The sequence below is a fragment of the Citrobacter sp. Cf088 genome, assembly GCF_030334295.1.
Taxonomy (GTDB): Bacteria; Pseudomonadota; Gammaproteobacteria; order Enterobacterales; family Enterobacteriaceae; genus Citrobacter; species Citrobacter freundii.
Map to the genome: position 1 here is coordinate 433,760 of NZ_JAOWEE010000058.1, position 20,322 is coordinate 454,081.

The 20,322-nt window shown below is 55.0% G+C and carries 9 protein-coding genes; 2 read left to right on the forward strand and 7 right to left on the reverse strand.

The window, feature by feature from the left end:
* Positions 1-17 precede the first annotated feature (17 nt).
* From OGV71_RS25280 to smpB, 5 genes are all read right to left on the reverse strand, one after another.
* Entirely contained in the window at positions 18-1,181 is a 1,164-nt protein-coding gene (locus tag OGV71_RS25280; RefSeq protein WP_085951585.1) for a beta-barrel domain-containing protein, read from the reverse strand.
* A 7-nt stretch (positions 1,182-1,188) separates the two neighbouring features.
* Positions 1,189-3,375, reverse strand: coding sequence for a type I secretion system permease/ATPase (locus tag OGV71_RS25285; RefSeq protein ID WP_204583345.1), 2,187 nt, complete (start codon positions 3,373-3,375; stop codon positions 1,189-1,191).
* Complete coding sequence (locus tag OGV71_RS25290) at positions 3,372-4,781, reverse strand: TolC family outer membrane protein (protein WP_003845860.1); 1,410 nt, start codon at positions 4,779-4,781, stop codon at positions 3,372-3,374. Before OGV71_RS25290 ends, OGV71_RS25285 begins: the two co-directional genes overlap by 4 nt.
* Before the next feature lie 100 nt (positions 4,782-4,881).
* Positions 4,882-16,098 carry a BapA/Bap/LapF family large adhesin gene (locus OGV71_RS25295; RefSeq protein ID WP_286534188.1) on the reverse strand — a complete coding sequence of 3,739 codons (11,217 nt, stop codon included), beginning with the start codon at positions 16,096-16,098 and terminating at the stop codon, positions 4,882-4,884.
* A 582-nt stretch (positions 16,099-16,680) separates the two neighbouring features.
* Positions 16,681-17,163, reverse strand: a complete 483-nt coding sequence (gene smpB / locus OGV71_RS25300; protein WP_003031211.1) for an SsrA-binding protein SmpB — start codon at positions 17,161-17,163, stop codon at positions 16,681-16,683.
* 154 nt (positions 17,164-17,317) lie between these two features.
* Here smpB and ratA point away from each other — a divergent pair, with 154 nt between their 5' ends.
* Positions 17,318-17,761, forward strand: a complete 444-nt coding sequence (gene ratA, locus OGV71_RS25305) for a type II toxin-antitoxin system toxin RatA (protein ID WP_003031213.1) — start codon at positions 17,318-17,320, stop codon at positions 17,759-17,761.
* The gene (locus OGV71_RS25310; RefSeq protein WP_003031215.1) at positions 17,745-18,041 is read left to right on the forward strand and encodes an RnfH family protein; all 297 of its coding nucleotides are present in this window, start codon (positions 17,745-17,747) and stop codon (positions 18,039-18,041) included. The genes ratA and OGV71_RS25310 overlap by 17 nt, the downstream gene beginning before the upstream one ends.
* Positions 18,042-18,091: 50 nt before the next feature.
* On the opposite strand, the gene bamE is transcribed toward OGV71_RS25310, so the two are convergent.
* Positions 18,092-18,436 (reverse strand): outer membrane protein assembly factor BamE, encoded by a 345-nt coding sequence (gene bamE, locus OGV71_RS25315; protein ID WP_003826401.1) that lies wholly within the window; start codon positions 18,434-18,436, stop codon positions 18,092-18,094.
* Positions 18,437-18,585: 149 nt separating this feature from the next.
* Positions 18,586-20,247, reverse strand: a complete 1,662-nt coding sequence (gene recN, locus OGV71_RS25320; RefSeq protein WP_032937967.1) for a DNA repair protein RecN — start codon at positions 20,245-20,247, stop codon at positions 18,586-18,588.
* Between the last annotated feature and the right edge of the window lie 75 nt (positions 20,248-20,322).

Below are 20,322 nucleotides of genomic sequence, written 5' to 3' on the forward strand. Positions count from 1 at the left end.
CCCTAATCCTCAAGGATTTAGCGCTCACGCAGCGCTTCTTTTGCGCGATTAAACGGTTTGATTAAATAGTCGACGATGGTTTTTTCACCTGTTTTTATATCCACTGTTGCAATCATGCCCGGTACGATGGAGAAATGGCGTCCCAGTTTGTTCTGTAAGAAGTCCTGATGGGTGCGGATAAACACGCGGTAATAGAAGATTTCCGGTTTCACTTTATCCTGAATGGTGTCCGGTGAGATGGTTTCGACTACGCCTTCCAGACCGCCGTAAATGGCGTAGTCATAGGCGGTTATCTTCACCAGCGCCCGCTGGCCGGGATGGATGAACGCGATATCACGCGGCGACAGGCGGGTTTCTATCAGCAGATGATCGTCCAGCGGTACAATCTCCATCATCTCGCCATTAGGCGGAATAACGCCGCCAATGGTGGTGACCTGGATATTTTTCACAATACCGCGCATCGGCGCGCGTACGGTCAGGCGGGTGACGGAATCCTCGCGTCCTTTTAAAATAGCCGCCAGCATATCCACTTCGGCGTTGGCTTTTGACAGCGCTTCCCGCGCCTGCACGAAATATTGCGAGCGCAGGTCGGTGATTTTTAATCCCAGATCGCTTTTTTGGCGTTGCAGGCGCAGCACTTCTACGTGGCTGGCGGCACCGCTTTTCTCCAGTCGCTGAGTAATGGCCAATTCTTTATTTACCGAGACCAGCGCATCCTGCAGTTCCGCCATTGAATCCGCAAGCTGTGCGCGGCGGCTTTTATACAGGCGAGTTTCGGAGGCGATGAGATCCGGCCAAGCGCGCAGTGAATCGGGAAAGACCAGCGGCAGATCGTTAACTTCGGCATTGAGCCTTGCGCTGGAGGCCAGTGAGGCGCGATAACGGGCGGCGCTCTCCCCAACGTTGGACTCTGAACGGGTAGGGTCGAGGCGAGCAACAATTTGATTAGCCTGGACTTTATCTCCCTCGCGGACCGTCAGTTCGGCGAGAATACCGCCATCCAGTGATTGCAAGACTTGTTCACGCGAGCTGGGGATCACTTTCCCGCTGCCGGTTGAGACTTCATCCAGCTTGCCGAAATATGCCCAGATACCCAGGACGGCAAACAACAGCGTGCTGAGCAGAATAATGCGGCTGGCCCCGGAAAAACGGTGCTCGCGGCGGATATCGAGGTCGTCCATGGCGGCATCATGCGGATTGGTTTTCATTTTTCCACTCCCGACCGTGAGTTGGGGCAGGTGCCCGGCTCGCATTCAACGCCTGCGCTTTCGGGGCATCCATGACCAGTTGACCTTCTTTCAACACCACCACACGCTCGACCAGTTCCAGAACCGGTACGCGATGGGTGGCGACAATCAATGTGCGGTTACCCAACCACTGGTTGAGGCGCTGAATAAATTCCCGCTCGGTATGTTCATCCAGCGAGGCGCTGGGTTCATCGAGCAGCACGATATTGGGCGATCGCAGCAGCATTCTAGCCAGCAGGATCGACTGCCGTTGTCCACCGGACAAACCGTTGCCGCCTTCCATAATGGGATGCGCCAGCCCTTTGGCGAGCTGTTTAACGAAAGCAGCCGCGCCGCTGACCTCCAGCGCTTCGAAGATCTGCGCGTCGCTGGCGTGCGGTGCGCCGAGGGTCAGGTTCTCGCGTAGGGTGCCGAAAAACAGTCGCGCATTCTGGCTGAGAAAACCGATGTTGCGGCGTAAATCGGCCATATCAATTTGCGCCAGACTCAGGTTATCGAGCCGGACATCGCCCTGGATAATCTCCACACCACCCGCCATGGCCTGTAGCAGCGTTGATTTTCCGGCACCGTTACGCCCGAGGATCGCCACCCGTTCGCCGGGCATGACCTCCAGACGCGTGATCCGCAGTGGAACGCGCTGATCGTCGCTGTGGTAGCGAAAGTGTGCGTTTTCAAAAAGATAATGGCCGTGAAAAATCTCCTGATGCACCCTGTCTTCGTCATACTGCGTTTCGGTGGGAAGCTGCATGATGTTGTCTAATCCCATCTTCGCCGCCTTGACCTGTTGCCAGCGGGCCAGCACGCCGCACAGATTAGCCATCGGGGCAATCATTCTGGAACCGAGCATTGAAGCCGCCACCACGGCGCCGGTGGTCATCGTGCCTTCAATGACCATTGGCGCGCCAAACATAATGATGGCGGCGTAGACCAGGCTTTGTACCGACATGCCCCAGCCAATCAGCCCTTGAGTCAGCTTACGCGTGCGTAGCCCTGACTCTCCGGTAATACGGATATAGCTGTTCCACTGCTGTAAAAAGCGGTTTTCCGCCTGCATCAGCTTGATGTCTTCCAGCCCCTGGACGCTTTCGACCAGCACCGCGTTGCGCAGGGTGGATTCATGGGCAGCCTGGTTGGCGAGCACCGCCAGCTTCTTCTGTAACAGCAAGCCAGGCAGGATCATCAACAGGGCCGCGACGGGGGCTATCCACGCCAATGGTGGGGCAATACAGGCCAGCACCACGATAAACAGAAAGAAAAACGGCAGATCGACAATGGTCGACATGGTTGAGGAGGTGATCATCTCGCGAACTTGTTCCAGCTCGCGCAATTGAGAAATAAAGCTCCCCGTCGAACGGGGGACGGCGCTGTTGCGCAGCCGCAATGCGTGGCTAAACACGCGATCGGAAATGCGCATATCGGCGCGTTTGCCGAGCAGGTCCATTATGTGGGTACGCGCTTCGCGCAGCAAAAAGCCAAACAGCACCGCCACCAGAACACCGGTAGAGAGAACATACAGCGTTGGATAAGACTGGGCGGGGATCACCCGGTCATAGACCTGCATGGAAAAGATAATCCCGGCGAGCGACAGGACGTTAATCAGAAAGGCGGCAATCATGACCGGCAGGTAAGGGCGGATGTCCTTTAACACCAGTTCGCGCATCCAGTCGGGCTTGAAGCGCGAAATATAGCGGTCTACCCGACTGTCCTTCAGCGCCGACAGCGGGCGCAGCGCGGTAATGCTCACGATCTCCGGCAGAAGTTCTGCAATCGTTAACCTGTTACGCTGGCCCTCTTCGGCGATGATGAAAACATCTAACGTATCTTCGCCGTTGAAATGTTCTATTACCATCAGTTGGCCGTCGCGCAGTTCCGCCACCACTGGCAGGCGCCATTGACCGAACGCCTGCGCGGCGGTATTCAGCGCATGAAATGACAGTCCCGCCTGACGCGCCAGTTGCGACAGGGCCGTGGCCCGGCTTTTTCCCGCAAACCATGGGGCGTTGGCCTGGATTGCGCCAGGAGAACAGGCCACGCGATAGTGATTGGCAATATGCGTCATCGCCTGCGCCCACTGGCTCAGGGCGTGTTCGCCAATTACATCATCCGCATGTGAATCGAGGTCGCTCATAGCTTGATCTCCACCGATTGAATGCTGCGATTATTTAAGGCGAACGCCTGGCGAAGCGAGCCGGTGTTATAGAGACAGTTCAACTGGAGCTGGCGCAGCTGGTTTTGAGTCTGGAGTTCAGCAAAACGGGCCTGATACACCTCTTGCTCGGCGTTAAGCACGTCGAGCAGCGGGCGCGAGCCAAGGTCAAGATATTGCTGTTGATAAAGCTCGCGCGTTTGTTCGCTCAGCCGCTGTTGGCGACGCAGAATCTGCAGGGCGGTGGCGAGGCTCATCGCCTGGCTGCGGGACTCCAGTAATTTCTGCCGTACTTCGAGTCGGGTGCGCTGGATGGAGTATTGTGCAGATTCTACCGCATGGCTGGCGGCGTTGCGTCTGGCGGTGAGTCCGCCTCCCTGATACAGCGGCATTTCAACTTTTACCCATGCAGAATACTGGGTTTTGTCGAGTACCTCATGGCTGGGGTATTTGTCGTTGAGATAGTGCTGAACCGACGGTTCCAGAGAGATGGTGGGCGTCATCTGCGCGTTGGCGTAGTCGAGATTTGCCTGCGCTACATTCGCTTGTGCCCAGGCCGCCAGGACCGCGGGAACCAGTTTATCGTCCGGTTTGACCACATCACAACTGCTGTCCAGTTTGACCGGGAATTCATTGCTGATGCCGTTAAGCGAGTTCCAGCCGAGGAAGCTCATCAGCGTTGCCTTGCTGCTGTCGAGATTGGCCTGATACTGCGCCAACTGAGAACGTGCAGACTCGATACGCGCATCGGTTTGCACCACGTCTGACAGCGAGGTTGCCCCTTCATCATTGCGTTGACGGGTCAGCCGACCAATGCCGTTTAAGGCGGTGAGCTGCTCTTCGGCGGCGTCCACCATTTGCTGCCACGTCTGCACCTGGACTATCGCGTTGGCGGTGGCGTGGGCGATGGTATCAATACTGAGTAACACATTCGCCTGCTGTTGTGCGGCTCCGGCGGTCTCGGCGCGGACCTGGCTTGCCACTTTGCCGAAGTCGTACAGCATTTGCGATACCGAAATCACCAGCGCCGGGCTAAAGCCGTGGTCGGTGTAGGTATTGCTGTAACCGTTGTTCATTCCGGCAGAAACCTGCGGGTAATATTTTGACTTCGCCACGTCGATTTGCTCGTTTTGTGAGAGCAGTTTGCCGATGGATTCACGAATAGAAGGATGCCAGCTCACGGCACGACTCACCGCGTCGTTGAGCGTCAGGCTACCGGGAGCGGCAGCGCTCAGCGGCAGATCGGCAACCGCGCCGTCCAGCGAGGGAAGCATCTGGCTAGTGGCCAGTCCTTCCGGCGTAATAATTTGCGGTTCATCTTCGGCATTCACCCGCAGGGTACAGAGCGTTAATGCCAGCAGTAAGGCAACAGGCGCGACATTTCTCATAGATTATCCCTTACAAAATACGGCAGCGACGACTGTTATTGCCCCGGATGTCATCGCATCCGGGGCTGTAGTTATGGCGCTTTAACGCTATATGTTCACTTCAGGGCACAATGTGATTTTGTTGCACCAGCTCGTCGAGCGTGGTGTGTACGTTCTCCAGCGTGATGAGATTGGTTGAGTGATAAGTGTTGCCCGTACCGTCACGGTCGATGGCAATAACCGTGTTGTTACCGCTTGTTGTAACGGTGAGGTAGTTGCCGAGCGTCGCGTTCTGCCCGTTCCAGCCCACCAGCAGGTCACCGATATCGATTTTGTCACCCTGGGCCAGCGAGAAGTTGGTCCAGGTGTCCGCTGTTCCGTTACCGCCGGTAGCGTCGTTGGCATTGAGCAGGTGATAAATCAGCGTATCGCCGTAGGCGCTGCCAGTCAGGCGATCGGCATCGACGGTACTCACCACTTGCGGATTCATATTGATGGTCAGCGTAGCGGTATCGGTATGGCCATTCAGGTCGTTAAGGGTGTAGGTAAATGTCTCTTTGGTGACGATGGTGGAGAGCGAGACATCGCTGTTGAGGGCATAGGTGTAATGACCATCAATGCCAATGGTCAGTTTGCCGTACAACCCGTTAATGATGGCGCTGGTCGTGCTGCTCAGCGGATCCAGCGTGGCGGCGCTGCCGCCCGTGCCATTCACCGTTAGCAAGGTATGCACGCTGGCAATATGGTCTCCGTCATAAATATTGCCGGTGACGCTATTCGCTGTGGAAGTCTCGAAGTTTTGCAGGTCGATTATCGTGCCTTTCACGCTGGGGGTGATGGTGATATTCCCCAGCCCCAGAGCCCCGACGCTGCCGGTATAGTCGAGGCGATAGTTGCCGGGGTGCAGTACTACCCCGCTGAGGGCAATATCAATATTGCCGCCAATCAGCAATCCGCCATTGAATGAGTTACCGGCAATCTTGACGTTGTTGCTGTCATACAGCGCCCAGGTGACGGTCAGTCCGCCCAGCGTCAGACCTGAAGCGACGTTAAAATGCAGTATGGCGTTTTGCACCGCCGTTCCCGTCGCGACTTCAATGACGCCAGTACCATTTTGTGAGGTGGGTGAAAGGAGTTGGGCGCTCCAGCTGGCGTTGCCAACGCTGTTGTCGGTAAACGACCTGGATGTATCGGCCTGGGTGGTGACCGCCATCTGGCTGCTGATGTCGTTTACGGCATCCAGCGCCTGTGGGGTTGCCGTAATGTTCAGCGACGCGCTGCCGGTATCGCCGTTTGGTGCTTTGACCTTATACACGAAGCTATCCGGCGTATTGATACCGTCTGCGCCCAGTCCGCTTCTCAGCGTGTAGGTATAGTTCCCTTTCGCATCAATAGTCAGTGTGCCGTACTGTCCGTTAATGGTGGTAGTGCCTGTTGTGTTAACGGTGACACCGTTAACTTCGGTGATAACGGTATTAGCCGGAGCCGAGTCGTTGGCCAGCAGATTTCCATTGGTAGCTGCACTCAGACTGTCGACGGCGTAGGTGTGATCGGCCTGAATATTCAGGGTATAGCTGGTTAACAGCGTCAGGCCGCCGGAAGCGTTAAGCAGGAACAGATAGTCACCGCCCGGCAGTGTAATGGTATACGCCGGTGAGCTGCCGCCCAGCAGGGCGGTGACCCAGTTCGGCTGTACCCGGTACTGCTCATACTGCTGAATAGACTCGTTGAAGCGGTAGACATAGAGATCAAAGCCGCCCAGCGTTACGCCAAGTACGTTGGCCTGAACCGTGATCGTTCGCGTCGCGCCGTCATCAACGTTGAATTTAATCGGGTTGGTCAAACCGTTGACCAGGCTAACATCCAACAATTGTCCCAAACCAACGCTGGCGAGCGTGAAGCCGGTTTGTTGTGATGGATGGTTGTCGACTGCGATGACCTGCGTCCCGTAAGTCAGCGCAGCCACATCGTCTGCCGCAGTTACCGTGCTGGTGGTTGGGGCCTGACCCAGCGTGACCACCAGTTTTGCCGAGGAGTGATCGCTGCCATGCGTTAGCGTGTAGGTAAAGCTTTCGGAACGTCCATACACTGAGATTGACGTATTGGTCAGAGTATAGGTGTAGCTACCATTCTGATTGATATGCAGGGTGCCGTATTTACCCTGCACATCAATGCCGCCCGCCGGGATGTTCACCACGTTGCCGTTACCGTCAGTGATGGTGGTGACCAGCGTGCCGGAAGGGGCGTTATCCTGCCCATTGGCGGGATCGGTATCGGTGATGATATTGCCAGACTCGGTAGTACCACCGGTGATGGTCCCTGCGCTGGCTTTTACCACCGAGACATCAAGGCTGGTGTATGCCCCTGTCGCCAGTAGGTTGGTGTTGTAGCTGACCACGCGGTAATCCCCGCCAGTCAGTCCGCTGTAATTGAGCGTTACGCCCGAGGCGCCCAGGGTGAGCAGGCTGGCAAAGTCTGGTTTCCCGGTATCCACCACCGTTACCCAGGCATTCAGCCCGGTGTCAAAGCGCTGGATGACGACTTCAAGCGTGTTTAACAGCGACAGCACCACGCCGGTCGCTGCGGCATTGATTGTAATGGATCCGCTGCCGCCAGAAGCGATGCTGAAATTGACGCTTGCTGTATCGTTCCCCAGCACGTTGGCGACATTTCCCAGCGCATTGACCAACAGGAAACCATAATCGCTTTGATGCTCGGTGCTGACGGTGACATCGGTTTGTAGAGGCAGACTGGTGACATTGTCTTCAGCCAGCAGCGGCAATACCGGCGCGATAGCGCTTGTTGGCAATGAGGTATTTCCCGCCGCATCGGTCGCCGTGGCGGACAGCGACTGCCCCTCAATCTGGCGAACCGGCAGGTTGACGCTGTATACACCGCTGCTGTTGGCGATTGCCGTCACGCTGGTGCCGCCGGGCAGAGAGATGGTAACCGTGCTTCCCGCTTCGGCGACGCCGCTGATGGTACCGCCATCGGCGCTGATCAGTATCGTTGGCGCGGTCGGCGGCGTGGTATCCACAATCACGCTGAACGAGCCGGACACCCCGCTTACGCCGTTGGCGTTTGTTGCCGTGGCGGTAAACGCGTGGTTACCTTCGCTGAGCGCGCCGGATGGGGTAAAGTTCCAGAGCCCGTTACTATCTGCGGTCGTACTACCCATGGGTACGCCGTTGTTGTACAGATTGATGATGGCGTTAGCCTGCGCCGTTCCGCTAAGGGCTGGACGGGTATCATTGGTGGTTTTACCTGCCGCGACCAGACCTGTAATTGTGCCCACGTCGTCAAATACGCTGGCAATAACCGGCGCAGGCGGTACGCCAGTAAACGGTGCCAGCACGTTACCCGCTGTGCCGATGTTGCCTGCGGCATCCTGTGCGCTGACCAGCAGCGTTTGCCCACTGATTTGCGGTGGGCTCAGCGTGAAGGTGAAATTACCGGAGGCGTTGGCTGTTGCGGTACCAAGTACGGTTCCGCTGCTGGAGGTGATGATCACCGTACTGTTCGCTTCGGCAGCGCCGGTCAGCGTGGTGCCGTTGGCGTTGACCGCCAGACCGGTTGGAATACCCGGTGCGACGGTATCGACCACAATTGCGGAGGCAGACGATAGCCCGCTGGTATTACCTGCGGTGTCTGTTGCTGTGATGGTGAAGGAATGCGTCCCCTGACCCAACGCCGTAGGTGGCGTGTAATTCCAGCTGCCGCTGCCGTCCGCCGTTACGCTGGTTACAAAGGTGCCGTTATCATAAATATCGACCCGAGCGTTGGCTTCCGTGGTGCCGTTTAACGTTGGGCGTGCGTCGTTGGTTGGCTGATTATTGCCAATCACCCCGGTGTTTGGTCCGACATCATCAACAATACTGCTAATTGAAGGCTGCGTTGGTGCCGTGGTGTCGACCACTACGCTAAAGCCTGCCGTTGCGCCGCTGGTGTTGCCCGCCGCATCGGTGGCGGTGACGGTAAAGGTGTGCGATCCATTTGCCAGCGGCGTGGTTGGGGTAAACGACCAACTGTTATTGCTTTGCACCAGCGTGGTACCCAACAGGGTGCTGCCGTCATAAATGCTGACGGTGCTGCCTGCTTCGGCGGTACCGTTGAGCGTTGGTCGGGCATCGTTAGTCAGTTGCCCGTTGCTAAGTCCCGCGTTGAACACACCGCCTGCGACGTCATCCACCACCGAGGTCAGGAGCGGCGCTGACGGCGCGATCGTGTCAACGTTGATAATAAATTCGCTTGAGGTGGGGCTGACGTTCCCGGCGGCATCCGTGGCAATGGCGGTAAAGACATGCGGGCCGTTGCCCAGTGTGGCAGGCAGATATTCCCAGGTGCCATCTATTGCCGCTGTCACCGTCGCCAGCAGCGTGCCATTATCGTAGATGGCTACCCGGGCACCGGCTTCCGCCGAGCCGTTCAGTACGGGGCGAGTATCATTGGTGTAAGCGCCGTTCGACAGCGTTCCGGTTCCCGGCACCACGTCATCAAAAGCCTGGATAATCGTTGGCGCAAGCGGGGCAACAGTATCAACAACGATGTTAAATCCAGCGGACGTTGAGCTAACGTTTCCGGCTGCGTCGGTTGCTGTCACCGTCAGCGTGTGGTTGCCGTTGCTCAGCGCTGTTCCCGGCGTGAAAATCCATGCACCGCCCCCGTCTGCCGAAACGGTATCGATCAGCGTGCCGTTGTCGTAAATTTTAACCGTTGAATTGGCCTCTGCCGTGCCGCTGAGGGTAGGGCGCGCATCGTTTGTCGCCTGGCCGTTGTTCAGATTTCCGGTCAGCGGGCCGACATCATCGGTGACCTGAGTTATGAGCGGTGCGTTCGGCGATACGGAATCAACCGTGAGCGTAAAGCCGTTGGAGGCAGGGCTGGTATTGCCCGCGCTGTCGGTGGCGGTGACGGTCAGCGTATGCGTACCGTTACCCAGCGCATCTGTTGGGGTAAAACTCCAGGTGCCGCCAGCGCCGACGGTGGTGGTGCCAATCGGCAAGCCGTCACTCAGAACGGTGATGGTTGCGCCAACTTCACCGCTGCCGCTCAGTGCCGGGCGGGTTTCGTTCGTCGTCTGACCGTTACCGATCGGCCCGGTGGTGGGAGCAGTGTTGTCTTGCACCGTACTGATGACCGGCGCTACGGGAGCAATAGAATCCAGTTCGAGGGTAAAGGATGAAGAGGCTCCCCCGGTGTTACCGGCCTGGTCAGTAGCCACCGCAGTAAAGACATGCTGACCCTGGCCTAGTGCGCTTCCCGGTGTAAAGGTCCAGTTGCCTAAGCCATCTACTTGCGCAGTACCGATGTCGACACCTTTATCTTTAATGGTGATGATGGCACCCACTTCCCCTGTGCCGTTCAGCGTAGGCTGCGCGTCGTTGGTCAGTTGCCCGTTTGCCAGCGATGTATTGCCTGGCTGATCGTCAATGACTGAGGTGATGACCGGGGCTGCGGGCGGTAGCGTATCGACGACCAGTGTGAACGGTGGTGTCGCAGGGCTGATGTTACCTGCGCCATCCGTGACGGTTGCAGTCAGCGAGTGGCTGCCTTCACTGAGCGCAGGAGCTGGCGTAAAGCTCCAGTTGCCACTTCCGTCGCTGATCGCCGTGCCGATCACCGCGCCATTATCGCGAATAGTGACCACAGAGTCCGCTTCAGTGACGCCAGCAAGCGTCGGGGTGTTATCGTTGGTTGACTGTCCGGACGTCAGGTTTTGAATGGTGCCAACGTTGTCTGTGACTGTGACAATGGTGGGGGCATTCGGAATTAAAGTATCAACAATGATCAGAAAATCAGCGGAGGCATCGCCTTGGTTGCCAGCAGCATCGGTTGCGCGAGCGGTAAAGAGGTGATTGCCTTCTCCCAGCGCGTCTGTCGGGGTAAAGCTCCAGAATCCGTTGCTGTTTACTGTGGTTGTGGCATAAGCGATACCGTTATCGTAGAGGGTGATGGTTGCTCCCGCTTCGCCGGTTCCGTTTAAGGTCGGGCGTGAGTCATTGGTAATTTGTCCTTTATCCAGCGGCCCACTGCCGGGCGAAACGTCATCGATAATGCTGGTGATGAGCGGTGCCAGCGGCGCGGTGGTGTCGATGGTAATGGCATAATTGGGTGACTGCCCGCTGGGTATTGAGTTGACGGTTTGTGACACTGCGAAGTTATAGGTTGTGCCGTTAGTTAGCGGGGTGAGCAACTGATAACTCCAGGCGCCGGAAACCGCATCGGCGGTGACCGTGGCGATAGACGCGCCATTTTGATAGATAGTCACTGTAGCCCCAGCCGTGGCGGTTCCTTGCAACAACGGTAAGGTATCGTTAGTGGTTTTACCGCTGCCGATTTCGCCCATGCCGGGGGCTACGTCATCCACGATCTCAAGAGTTGGCGGATGTGGAACGCTGGAGGTGGCAGCGGTAAACGGGGTGGGATTGCTCTGGTTACCCGCGGGATCCTGGGCGATGGCATTCAGTGCCTGACCAGCCGTTTGCGCTGGTGAAATCGTGATGACGTAATTTCCTGAACCGTCTGCGATCCCCTGACCGAGAACCGTTGTTCCGCTGCGAATAATGACGGTGCTGCCTTCTTCGGCCGTACCACTAACCTGTGTGCCATCAGGGTTAACGCTAGTAACAATTGGGTCGCCGGGAGGCAGCGTATCAATCTTCAATATCACCGGATTGCCTGCCGCCAGCACGTTACCCGCGGCATCTTTGGCACCGAACGTTAGCGTATGGGTGGCATTTGGTGTCAGAGGAACATCCACACTCCAGGTGCCGTTCGCGGCAACGGTGGCCGTGGCAATTGCAACAGGATTGCCACCCTCATAAATGAGCACGGTACTGCCCGGCGTGCCGGTCCCGCTTATCGTCGGGGTGGTATCGTCCGTCACGCTGTTGTTGGTCAGTGAGCCGGTAATGATCCCGACGTTATCCTGAATATCCGTTACCTGCGGCTGGGTCAGCGTTGTGGTGTTAACCGTAAACGAGACGCTGTTTGAGCTGCCGCTGGTATTACCTGCCGGATCGGTGGCGGTGGCGGTCAGCGTGTAGCTGCCGTTTGCCAGTGCCGTTCCGGGAGTAATACTCCAGACGCCGCCAACGACCGTTGTGGTGCCGATCACCGTACTGCCGTTGTACAAGGTGATGGTATCACCGTCTGTGCCGGTTCCGCGAATAGTCGGGGTTGTGTCGTCGGTTACCGCGTTGGGGGCGAGGTCGCCCTGGAAACCGCCGACGTTATCATTGGCGGCGATAATAACCGGAGGAGCAGATGGCGTAGTGTCGATTTCCAGGTTAGTCGCCACTGATGGCTGGCTAACGTTGCCAGCCGGATCGGTTGCGGTGACGGTTATCTGGTAACTGCCTGGGGCGACAGGGGCGGGTGGCGTAAAGCTCCAGGTGCCGTCTGCGCCAACCGTTGCCGTACCTTGCAATGGCGGAGTACCGCTAAGATAAATGGTAATCAGATCGCCGGCGCTTCCCGTACCGCTAAAGGTTGGCGTGGTATCGTTGGTGATACCGTTAGTGACGATCCCCGTGATCGGATTGGCGTCGTCAGTGATGGTTGGTGGTTCGGGTTTCACTGGTGGTAGATTATCCACCGTCAGCGTAAAGCCAGCGGATGGGATCCCCACGTTGCCTGCTACGTCAGTCGCCGTGGCGGTGAATTTGTGCGGGCCATCCAGAAGCGGAGTGTCTGGGATAAATGTCCAGGTCCCATTTGGCTGTACGAGGGCGCTGCCAATCGGGGCGCTATTATCATAAATAGTAATAGTCGCACCCGGTTCACCGGTTCCCGACAGTGTGGGTTCGGCGCTTTTCGTGCTGCCACCGTTAATCAGCGTTTGTGTGCTGCTGCCAACCAGGCCTTCCGCCGATGAGATGACTGGGGCGGCGGGTGGGGTGGTATCGATGGTCAGCGTGAAGTTCCCGGCGCTGCTGGCGTTACCCGCCGCGTCGGTTGCGATAGCCGACAGCGCATGTGGACCTTCACTCAGCGGTTGAGTGACCTGGAAACTCCAGGTGCCCCCGGCCAGGACCGTGGTGGTGCCTATTGGCGTGGCGCCATCATAGATAGTGATGGTGGAGTCGACGGTCCCGGTTCCCTTCAGCAGCGGCAGGGTATCGTTTGAACGGCTACCGGTGGGCAGATCGGTTGGTGCATTCCCGACGTCGTCCGTGGCGCTCACAATAACGGGCGCTGCGGGTGCCAGGGTATCAACGGTCACGATGACAGGATTGGGGGAAGTGACGACGTTCCCGGCGGCATCCGTTGCGGTCACCGTAAAACGGTGAGTGCCTTCGGCGAGGGCCTCATCGGTTGTAACGTTATGGCTCCAGGTGCCTGTTCTGTCGATAAAAAAGACTGCCATTTGCAGACCATTATCATACAGCGTCACCAGCGAACCGGGTTCACCGGTTCCTGAGATTGTTGGCGTTTTGTCGTTGGTGAATCCGTTGTTCGCGACGTTGCCGGTGATGCTGCCAACGTCATCGTAGATAAGCGTAATAACCGGTACGCTGGGGGCGATGCTGTCGACAATGATTTTCCAACTGGCGGCGGTGCTGGTGTTATTAGCGGCATCGGTTGCCGTCACTGTAAATACGTGTGCCCCCTGGCCCAATGCCGAGGTGGGCGTATAGTTCCAGTTACCGTTGATATCAGCGGTAATGGTCGTAAGCAGAGTTCCGTTATCGTAAATTTTGACCTGAGAGCCGGCCTCTGCTTTGCCCTCAATTTTCGGTTTATCGTCGTTGGTTAACCCATTGTTATTGATGGGGCCTGTGATATCGGCGACGTCATCAGTAACGGCAATGATAACGGGTTGGTTTGGCGCGGTGAGATCCGGGGCAACAGCTGAAGTTGGCAGGCTTTCGTTACCAGTGCTGTCCGTTGCGGTGACGTTTACTGTTTCATTGTTGATTTTCGACGGGGTGATCTGGACGGTGAAATTGCCGCCGCTGTCAGCCTGACCCACGCCAATAGGAGCCCCGTTGCTGTCTTTGACGGTGATGGTACTTCCGGCTTCGGCGTGACCGCTAACCGCTCCACCATTTCCTGCAACTGTGACGCCTGTCGGTGCATCAGGTGCGGTGGTGTCCGGTGCGTTGACAGAGGCGTCGTCGCCCTTGTTGCCTGCGGTGTCGGTCGCATTTGCCGTAAGGGTCTCGCCGTTGGTTTGTGGCGGAACCAACGTTGCGGTGAAATCCCCATTTGTATCGGCAGTTGCTGTTCCAATGATATTGCCATCCGGATCCAGAATATTGACCGTACTGTTGGGTTCGGCCTTGCCGGTGACCTGGTCTCCAGTGCCATTAACTAGCAGGTTTGTTGGGGGCTGTGGCGCGGTAATGTCTGGTGCAAGCGCAGTTTCTGGCAGGCTTGGGTTTCCTGCCGGATCGGTTGCGATGGCTTCAATGGTTTCGCCATTGGTCTGTGGTGGGTTAATGGTGATGGTAAATGAGCCATCCGGCCCGGCGACTCCGCTGCCGATCTGAGTTCCGCCACTGCCGGTGATAACCACGGTATTGCCTGGCTCGGTCGTTCCGGTGACGACAGTCCCATCCGCAGATACGTTGAGATCATCAGGTGGCGACGGTGGTTGGGTGTCGATGTTGATATTGAACGCTGGTGACATGCCTCCTGTACCTGACTGGTTTGTCGCGGTGGCGGTGAAGGCGTGTAACTCATCTGATAACGGGGAGCTGGAAGTCCATGTCCAGTTACCGTTACCGTCAGCCAGTACGCTGACGATAATTGTGCCGTTGTCGTAAATAGTCACTGTGCTGTTGGCATCGGCAGTGCCAGAGAGCGTGGGGGTATTATCGTTGGTGGCCTGATTGTTGCTCAATGGCCCGGTTGATGGGGAGAAGTCATCCATCACGCTGACGATAACCGGTACGCCAGGATAGCCCGAGTTCGTCGCATTGAATGGGGTATCTGGCCCGATGTTACCGGCCTGGTCCTGAATCTTCGCGATTAGCGCTTCACCGTGCGTCTGTGAAGGTGAAATCGTGATGACGAAATTGCCGGTTTGGCCGACCGTTATTGAACCCAGAACCTGATTATTGCTACCGATGATCATCACCAGGCTTCCAGCCTCAGCACTACCGGTTACCTCAGTGCCTTCCGGATTAACGGAGGAAATGACCGCGCCTTCAGGCGGGGTAGTATCGACGGTGAATGTAGGTACGCTCGTTTCCGCGCTCACGTTACCCGCATCGTCAGTTTGCGTCAGCGTCAGATTGTGAACACCGTCGCTAAGCGGTGTGTCCGGTGTAAACGTCCAGTTGCCATTGCCATCCACCTGGACCATACCAATCAGAATGCCGTTATCAGAAATGCTGATGTAAGAACCGGCTTCGCCAGTGCCTGTGAGCGTTGGCGTGGCATCGTCGGTTACGCCGTTAATACCGATCAAGCCTTTAATGGAACCGGAATCGTCAGTTACTTCTGTGACCACAGGGGCGTCGGGGGCAAGCGTATCGACAATAATCTCCCAACTGTCTGACATGCCGCTGCTGCCTGTACCGTCTGATGCACTGACGGTAAACTTGTGGGTACCGTCTGCGAGTGGAGAGGATGGCGTAAACGACCAGTTGCCGTTGGCATCGATAGCGACCTGGCCGATTTCTACGCCGTTATCAAAAATATGCAATGTAGCATTTGCGGGGCCGGTACCCTGGAGAGTGGGCGTATTATCGTTGGTGGATTCCTGCTGATTAACAGGACCAGTAATTAGCTCCTGGTCATCGATTACACTGGTAATAACCGGCACATCTGGTGCGTTAGGTGTTGTCGTTGGCGGATCGCCACCATCGCCATCGCCATTACCGTTTCCACCACCATCGCCGTTACCGTTACCGTTGCCATTACCGCTTCCGGCGTTGTTATCGCTCCCACCGCCGCCACCTCCACCGCCGCCACCGCCGCCACCTGCGGCAAGGCCAATTCCGCCAGCAACCGCGATCCCGCCAAGAACCCACGGCCAGACGGCGCCGCCTTCATGGCTTCCCTCGGCAGTCATTAGCGGAGTGAGATCGTCTAAATGCTGGAAGTGGAACGCTCCATCAGTATCCTGAACCCACCACAGCGCGCCATTGCTGTCTTCCAGAACAAGCTGGTTTTGCGCATCACCTTTTCCGACGTAGAAGTTTTTAATGGTGATGGTTTCACCCGAGTGGAGTGTGACAACCAGATCCTGATTAACGCGTGTTAGTTGACTTACCTCCTCACGCGACACCGACAGTTTCACGATAGAAGGTGAACTGAGCGTAACTTCAGAGGATTCAACATTTGTGGAAACGCCAGTTAATTTTGATACAACGGCGAGTAGACGCATATGTTCACTCCTGATGGCATGTCGGGAGTATTAATCCGCAACAGCGCGCTGGGAAAATGAGCAGACAGGGGCCCCGTTCATCATAAAGATGAATTTACACATGTAATTACATTGATTAGGTCATGCAGATGTTCGTTTACTTAGTAAATACGTTCGGGACCTGCCGACTGAATAGTTCTTTCGTATTAGATGATATAGTCAGAAAGAAAGTATTCTGCAACTTATCCATATTAAAAATATATTTGGCTAATTGAAAAGGATACTTTCCGGTGCGTATTTAATGATTTGTTTTTTGTTAACTTATTGTATTTTAATTCTTTTTATTTAAATTGAAATGTGGGGGATATAATAAACAACAGTAATAATAGTGTTATAAAATAAATCTAAATATAGGCAATATGGTCTTGAAGTTTTATTTTATTAGACTATGGGTCGCTACGGTAATGCCATGGGAGTTTATTTCATACCTGAACGATTCAGCACAAATAAACCATAAATTTGATGAATGTATTGGGTGGGTTTCAATAACTAAAAAATAAGAACCAGTCTCAGGGTGAGAGACTGGTCACAGAGGAGTAGCGTTTAGCGACCAGCATTTTTCATAATGCGCGCTTTATCTAACTGCCATTCGCGTTCTTTCACATCGGAGCGCTTGTCGTGCTGTTTCTTACCTTTTGCGACGCCAATTTTCACTTTGCACCAGGCATTTTTCCAGTACAGTGAAAGCGCAACGACGGTATAACCGTCACGATTCATACGACCATACAGGGAGTCGAGTTCACGCTGGTTTAACAACAGCTTACGGGTACGGGTGGGATCACATACCACATGCGTTGAGGCAACAGCCATTGGCGTGAAGTTGGCGCCAAACAGGAACGCTTCGCCGTCTTTAAGGATGACATAGCTATCGCCGATGTTAGCTTTACCTGCGCGCAGAGATTTGACTTCCCAACCTTGCAGAGCGAGTCCTGCTTCGAACTCTTCTTCAATAAAGTATTCGTGTCGTGCGCGCTTGTTAAGCGCGATTGTGGCTGAGCCAGGTTTGTGTGCTTTTTTCTTCGTCATAATGCCGCTCAGTATAGGTAATCTGGAATCGAAAAACACCCCATTTCATCCAGCGGGGCGCAAGGCGCTATCTTAGCACGAGTTAGGCTATAGCGTTTTTTTTAGCGGGGGATAAATGGTATTATTTGTGTGATTGATATTGATGGAAATTGTTATGCCTCAGATTAGCCGGACCGCTTTAGTACCTTACAGTGCGGAACAGATGTATCAGCTAGTGAATGATGTTAAATCCTATCCCCAGTTTTTACCGGGTTGCACCGGTAGCCGTGTGCTGGAGTCAACTCCGGGACAGATGACCGCGGCTGTGGATGTCTCGAAAGCAGGGATTAGCAAAACGTTCACCACGCGCAATCAATTGACCAGTAACCAGAGCATCCTGATGCATCTGGTCGACGGCCCGTTCAAGAAACTCATTGGCGGATGGAAGTTTACGCCACTGAGTCATGAAGCATGTCGTATTGAATTTCATCTCGATTTTGAGTTTACCAATAAGTTAATCGAGCTGGCGTTTGGTCGTATCTTTAAAGAACTGGCTTCAAACATGGTGCAGGCCTTCACGGTTCGCGCGAAAGAGGTTTACAGTGTCAGCGTCGGCTAAAATTGTCGTTGAAGTGGCGTATGCGCTGCCCGAGAAACAGTATCTACAGCGTGTAACGCTGCAACAGGGTGCTACGGTGGAAGAGGCTATCCGCGCTTCCGGGCTGCTGGAATTACGTACCGATATCGATCTCAACAAAAATAAAGTCGGGATATACAGCCGTCCGGTAAAGCTTGCTGATGTTCTGCAAGACGGCGATCGGGTGGAAATATACCGGCCACTGATTGCTGATCCGAAAGAGCTGCGCAGACAGCGAGCAGAGAAATCCGCTAAAAAATAGCAGACAATAAAAAAGGTGCTCATTGAGCACCTTTTTTTGATCTGTTAATCCTACTTGTTGTCGGTCAACGCAGGTTTATTATCAATGTTCGTCAAAACGCCGCTGCTGTTAAAAGTCAGCGTCAGTGTTTGCTGGGTTACGCCTTCATGACCAGGTTGCTGACGGAACACATAAAACCAGGTGTTAGTGCCAAAAGGATCGGACATCATTGGTGTACCCAGAGCATAAGCAACCTGCTGTTGCGTCATACCCGTGCGCACTTTGGCGACATCGGTAGGTGTCAGATAATTTCCCTGGTTGATGTCAGGGCGGTAAACCACTCGCTCCAGAGTGGAACAGCCTGCAGTCAACATCAGTAGTACTGCTGCAGCAGCAGTCAGCGTTTTACAGCGCATAGTGATTTGATTCCTTTTCGGGCCCGAGCAGTACGCGGCTCATATGTAATATGCCGATGATAATAGACCTTTCACCACTTTAAAACCTTTTGCTGTCGGGTCGGTCGGCGATTTTATGTTGAACTCAGACCTTAACAAGGTAAAAAAGTTTATGCCGCCAGCAGTTCTTTTGCATTTGCGAGGGTATTGCGCGTTACTTCGCTACCTCCGAGTAAGCGGGCTAATTCCTGCAGACGAGCGCGTTTATCAAGTGGCTGCATGTGTGTTTCGGTCATCGCGCCGTCAGTTTCTTTGCTGACATAGAAATGTTGATGACCGCAGCCAGCAACCTGCGGCAGGTGAGTAACACACATTACCTGGGTTGACTCGCCCAACTGACGCAGCATTTTTCCCACCACCGCAGCAGTCGGGCCGCTGATGCCGACATCCACTTCATCGAAAATCAGCGCCGGTGTTTCCATTTTACGTGCGGTAATAACCTGAATAGCCAGCGCAATGCGCGACAGTTCCCCACCGGAAGCGACTTTCGCAATCGGCTGCAACGGCTGGCCTGGGTTAGTGGTCACTTTAAACTCTACGCGATCGGCACCGTCTGAGCTCAAATGATGTTCCTCAAATTTCACATCAATGCAAAAGACACCGTGCGGCATTGAGAGAGTATGCATGCTCTCTGTAATAAGCTGTCCCAGTTCCTGAGCATAATGCTGGCGCTGTTGGTGCAGCATTTTTGCCGTTTCCAGTGCCTGCTGGTGGTGATTGTTCACCGCCAGGGTTAAGGTTTCGAGAGAGTCGGCCTGATCGTCTAACTGCTGTTGTTCATCCAGCAATGACTGATAGAACTGTGGCAGCGCTTCAGGGGCAACATGATGCTTTCGCGCCAATGAGATTTGTTTGGAAATACGCTGCTCAAGTTCGAACAAACGGTTAGGGTCTAAATCCAGACGATCGCAATAGTGGCGCAGCTCGTCGCTGGCTTCGCTGAGCTGGATAGTGGCCTCTTCCAGCATGTCCAGAATACCGGAGAGCTTACCGTCCATTCCTGCCAGTTCACTAACCAACTGTTTTGCCGTGTACAGCTGGCTTTGCAGATTAACGTCTTCGCCGTCTGCCATGATAGCCAGTGCCTGTTGGCTGGTGGTGAGCAATTGCCCGCTGTTAGCCAGACGCTTGTACTCTTCATCAATTTGCTCAAATTCACCTGGCTGCGGGTTGAATTCGTTCAGTTCTTTTAACTGGTATTGCAATAGCTCTGCCCGGGCTGCGCGTTCCTGACTCTGTTGTTGATGATGTGCCAGGTCACGGCAGCTTTGGTGCCACAGTTGGTAGCGCACAGCCATTTCCTGAGTCAGGGACGCTTCATTGGCGTAGCCATCAAGCAGGGATTTTTGGTGTTCTGATTTTGTCAGGAGCTGATGCGCATGCTGACCGTGGATTTGAATAAGCAACTGGCCCAACTCGCGCAGCTGTGACAGTGGTACGGCAGTGCCGTTAATGAAGCCACGTGAACGTCCGTCGCTGCTGATAACGCGACGTAGCAAACACTCACGGCCTTCCTCAAGCTGGTTTTCTTCCAGCCAGCGCAGGGCCGCGGGGGTGTCTTTTAAGGTGAAGCGGGCGCAGAGGTCGGCTCGCGTGGCGCCTGCACGTACCATGTCGGCATCTGCGCGTCCGCCCAGGCACAAACCGAGAGCATCAATGGCAATGGACTTACCCGCACCGGTTTCACCGGTAATAACGGTCATTCCGTTCTGGAAATCGATCTCAAGTTCACGAACGATAGCAAAATTGCTGATGGTCAGTTGTGCCAACATAGCTGTTTTCCTGTATGAAAAACCATAACTGTAATTACATACAGTATAAACTGGTTTTTTATACAGTAAAGAGGT

Bases quoted from the DNA above. Each gene is read 5' to 3' on its own strand.
- smpB (WP_003031211.1), bottom strand. From the start codon at position 17,163: ATGACGAAGAAAAAAGCACACAAACCTGGCTCAGCCACAATCGCGCTT.
- recN (WP_032937967.1), bottom strand. From the start codon at position 20,247: ATGTTGGCACAACTGACCATCAGCAATTTTGCTATCGTTCGTGAACTT.
- bamE (WP_003826401.1), bottom strand. From the start codon at position 18,436: ATGCGCTGTAAAACGCTGACTGCTGCTGCAGCAGTACTACTGATGTTG.
- OGV71_RS25280 (WP_085951585.1), bottom strand. From the start codon at position 1,181: ATGGACGACCTCGATATCCGCCGCGAGCACCGTTTTTCCGGGGCCAGC.
- OGV71_RS25285 (WP_204583345.1), bottom strand. From the start codon at position 3,375: ATGAGCGACCTCGATTCACATGCGGATGATGTAATTGGCGAACACGCC.
- ratA (WP_003031213.1), top strand. From the start codon at position 17,318: ATGCCTCAGATTAGCCGGACCGCTTTAGTACCTTACAGTGCGGAACAG.
- OGV71_RS25295 (WP_286534188.1), bottom strand. From the start codon at position 16,098: ATGCGTCTACTCGCCGTTGTATCAAAATTAACTGGCGTTTCCACAAAT.
- OGV71_RS25290 (WP_003845860.1), bottom strand. From the start codon at position 4,781: ATGAGAAATGTCGCGCCTGTTGCCTTACTGCTGGCATTAACGCTCTGT.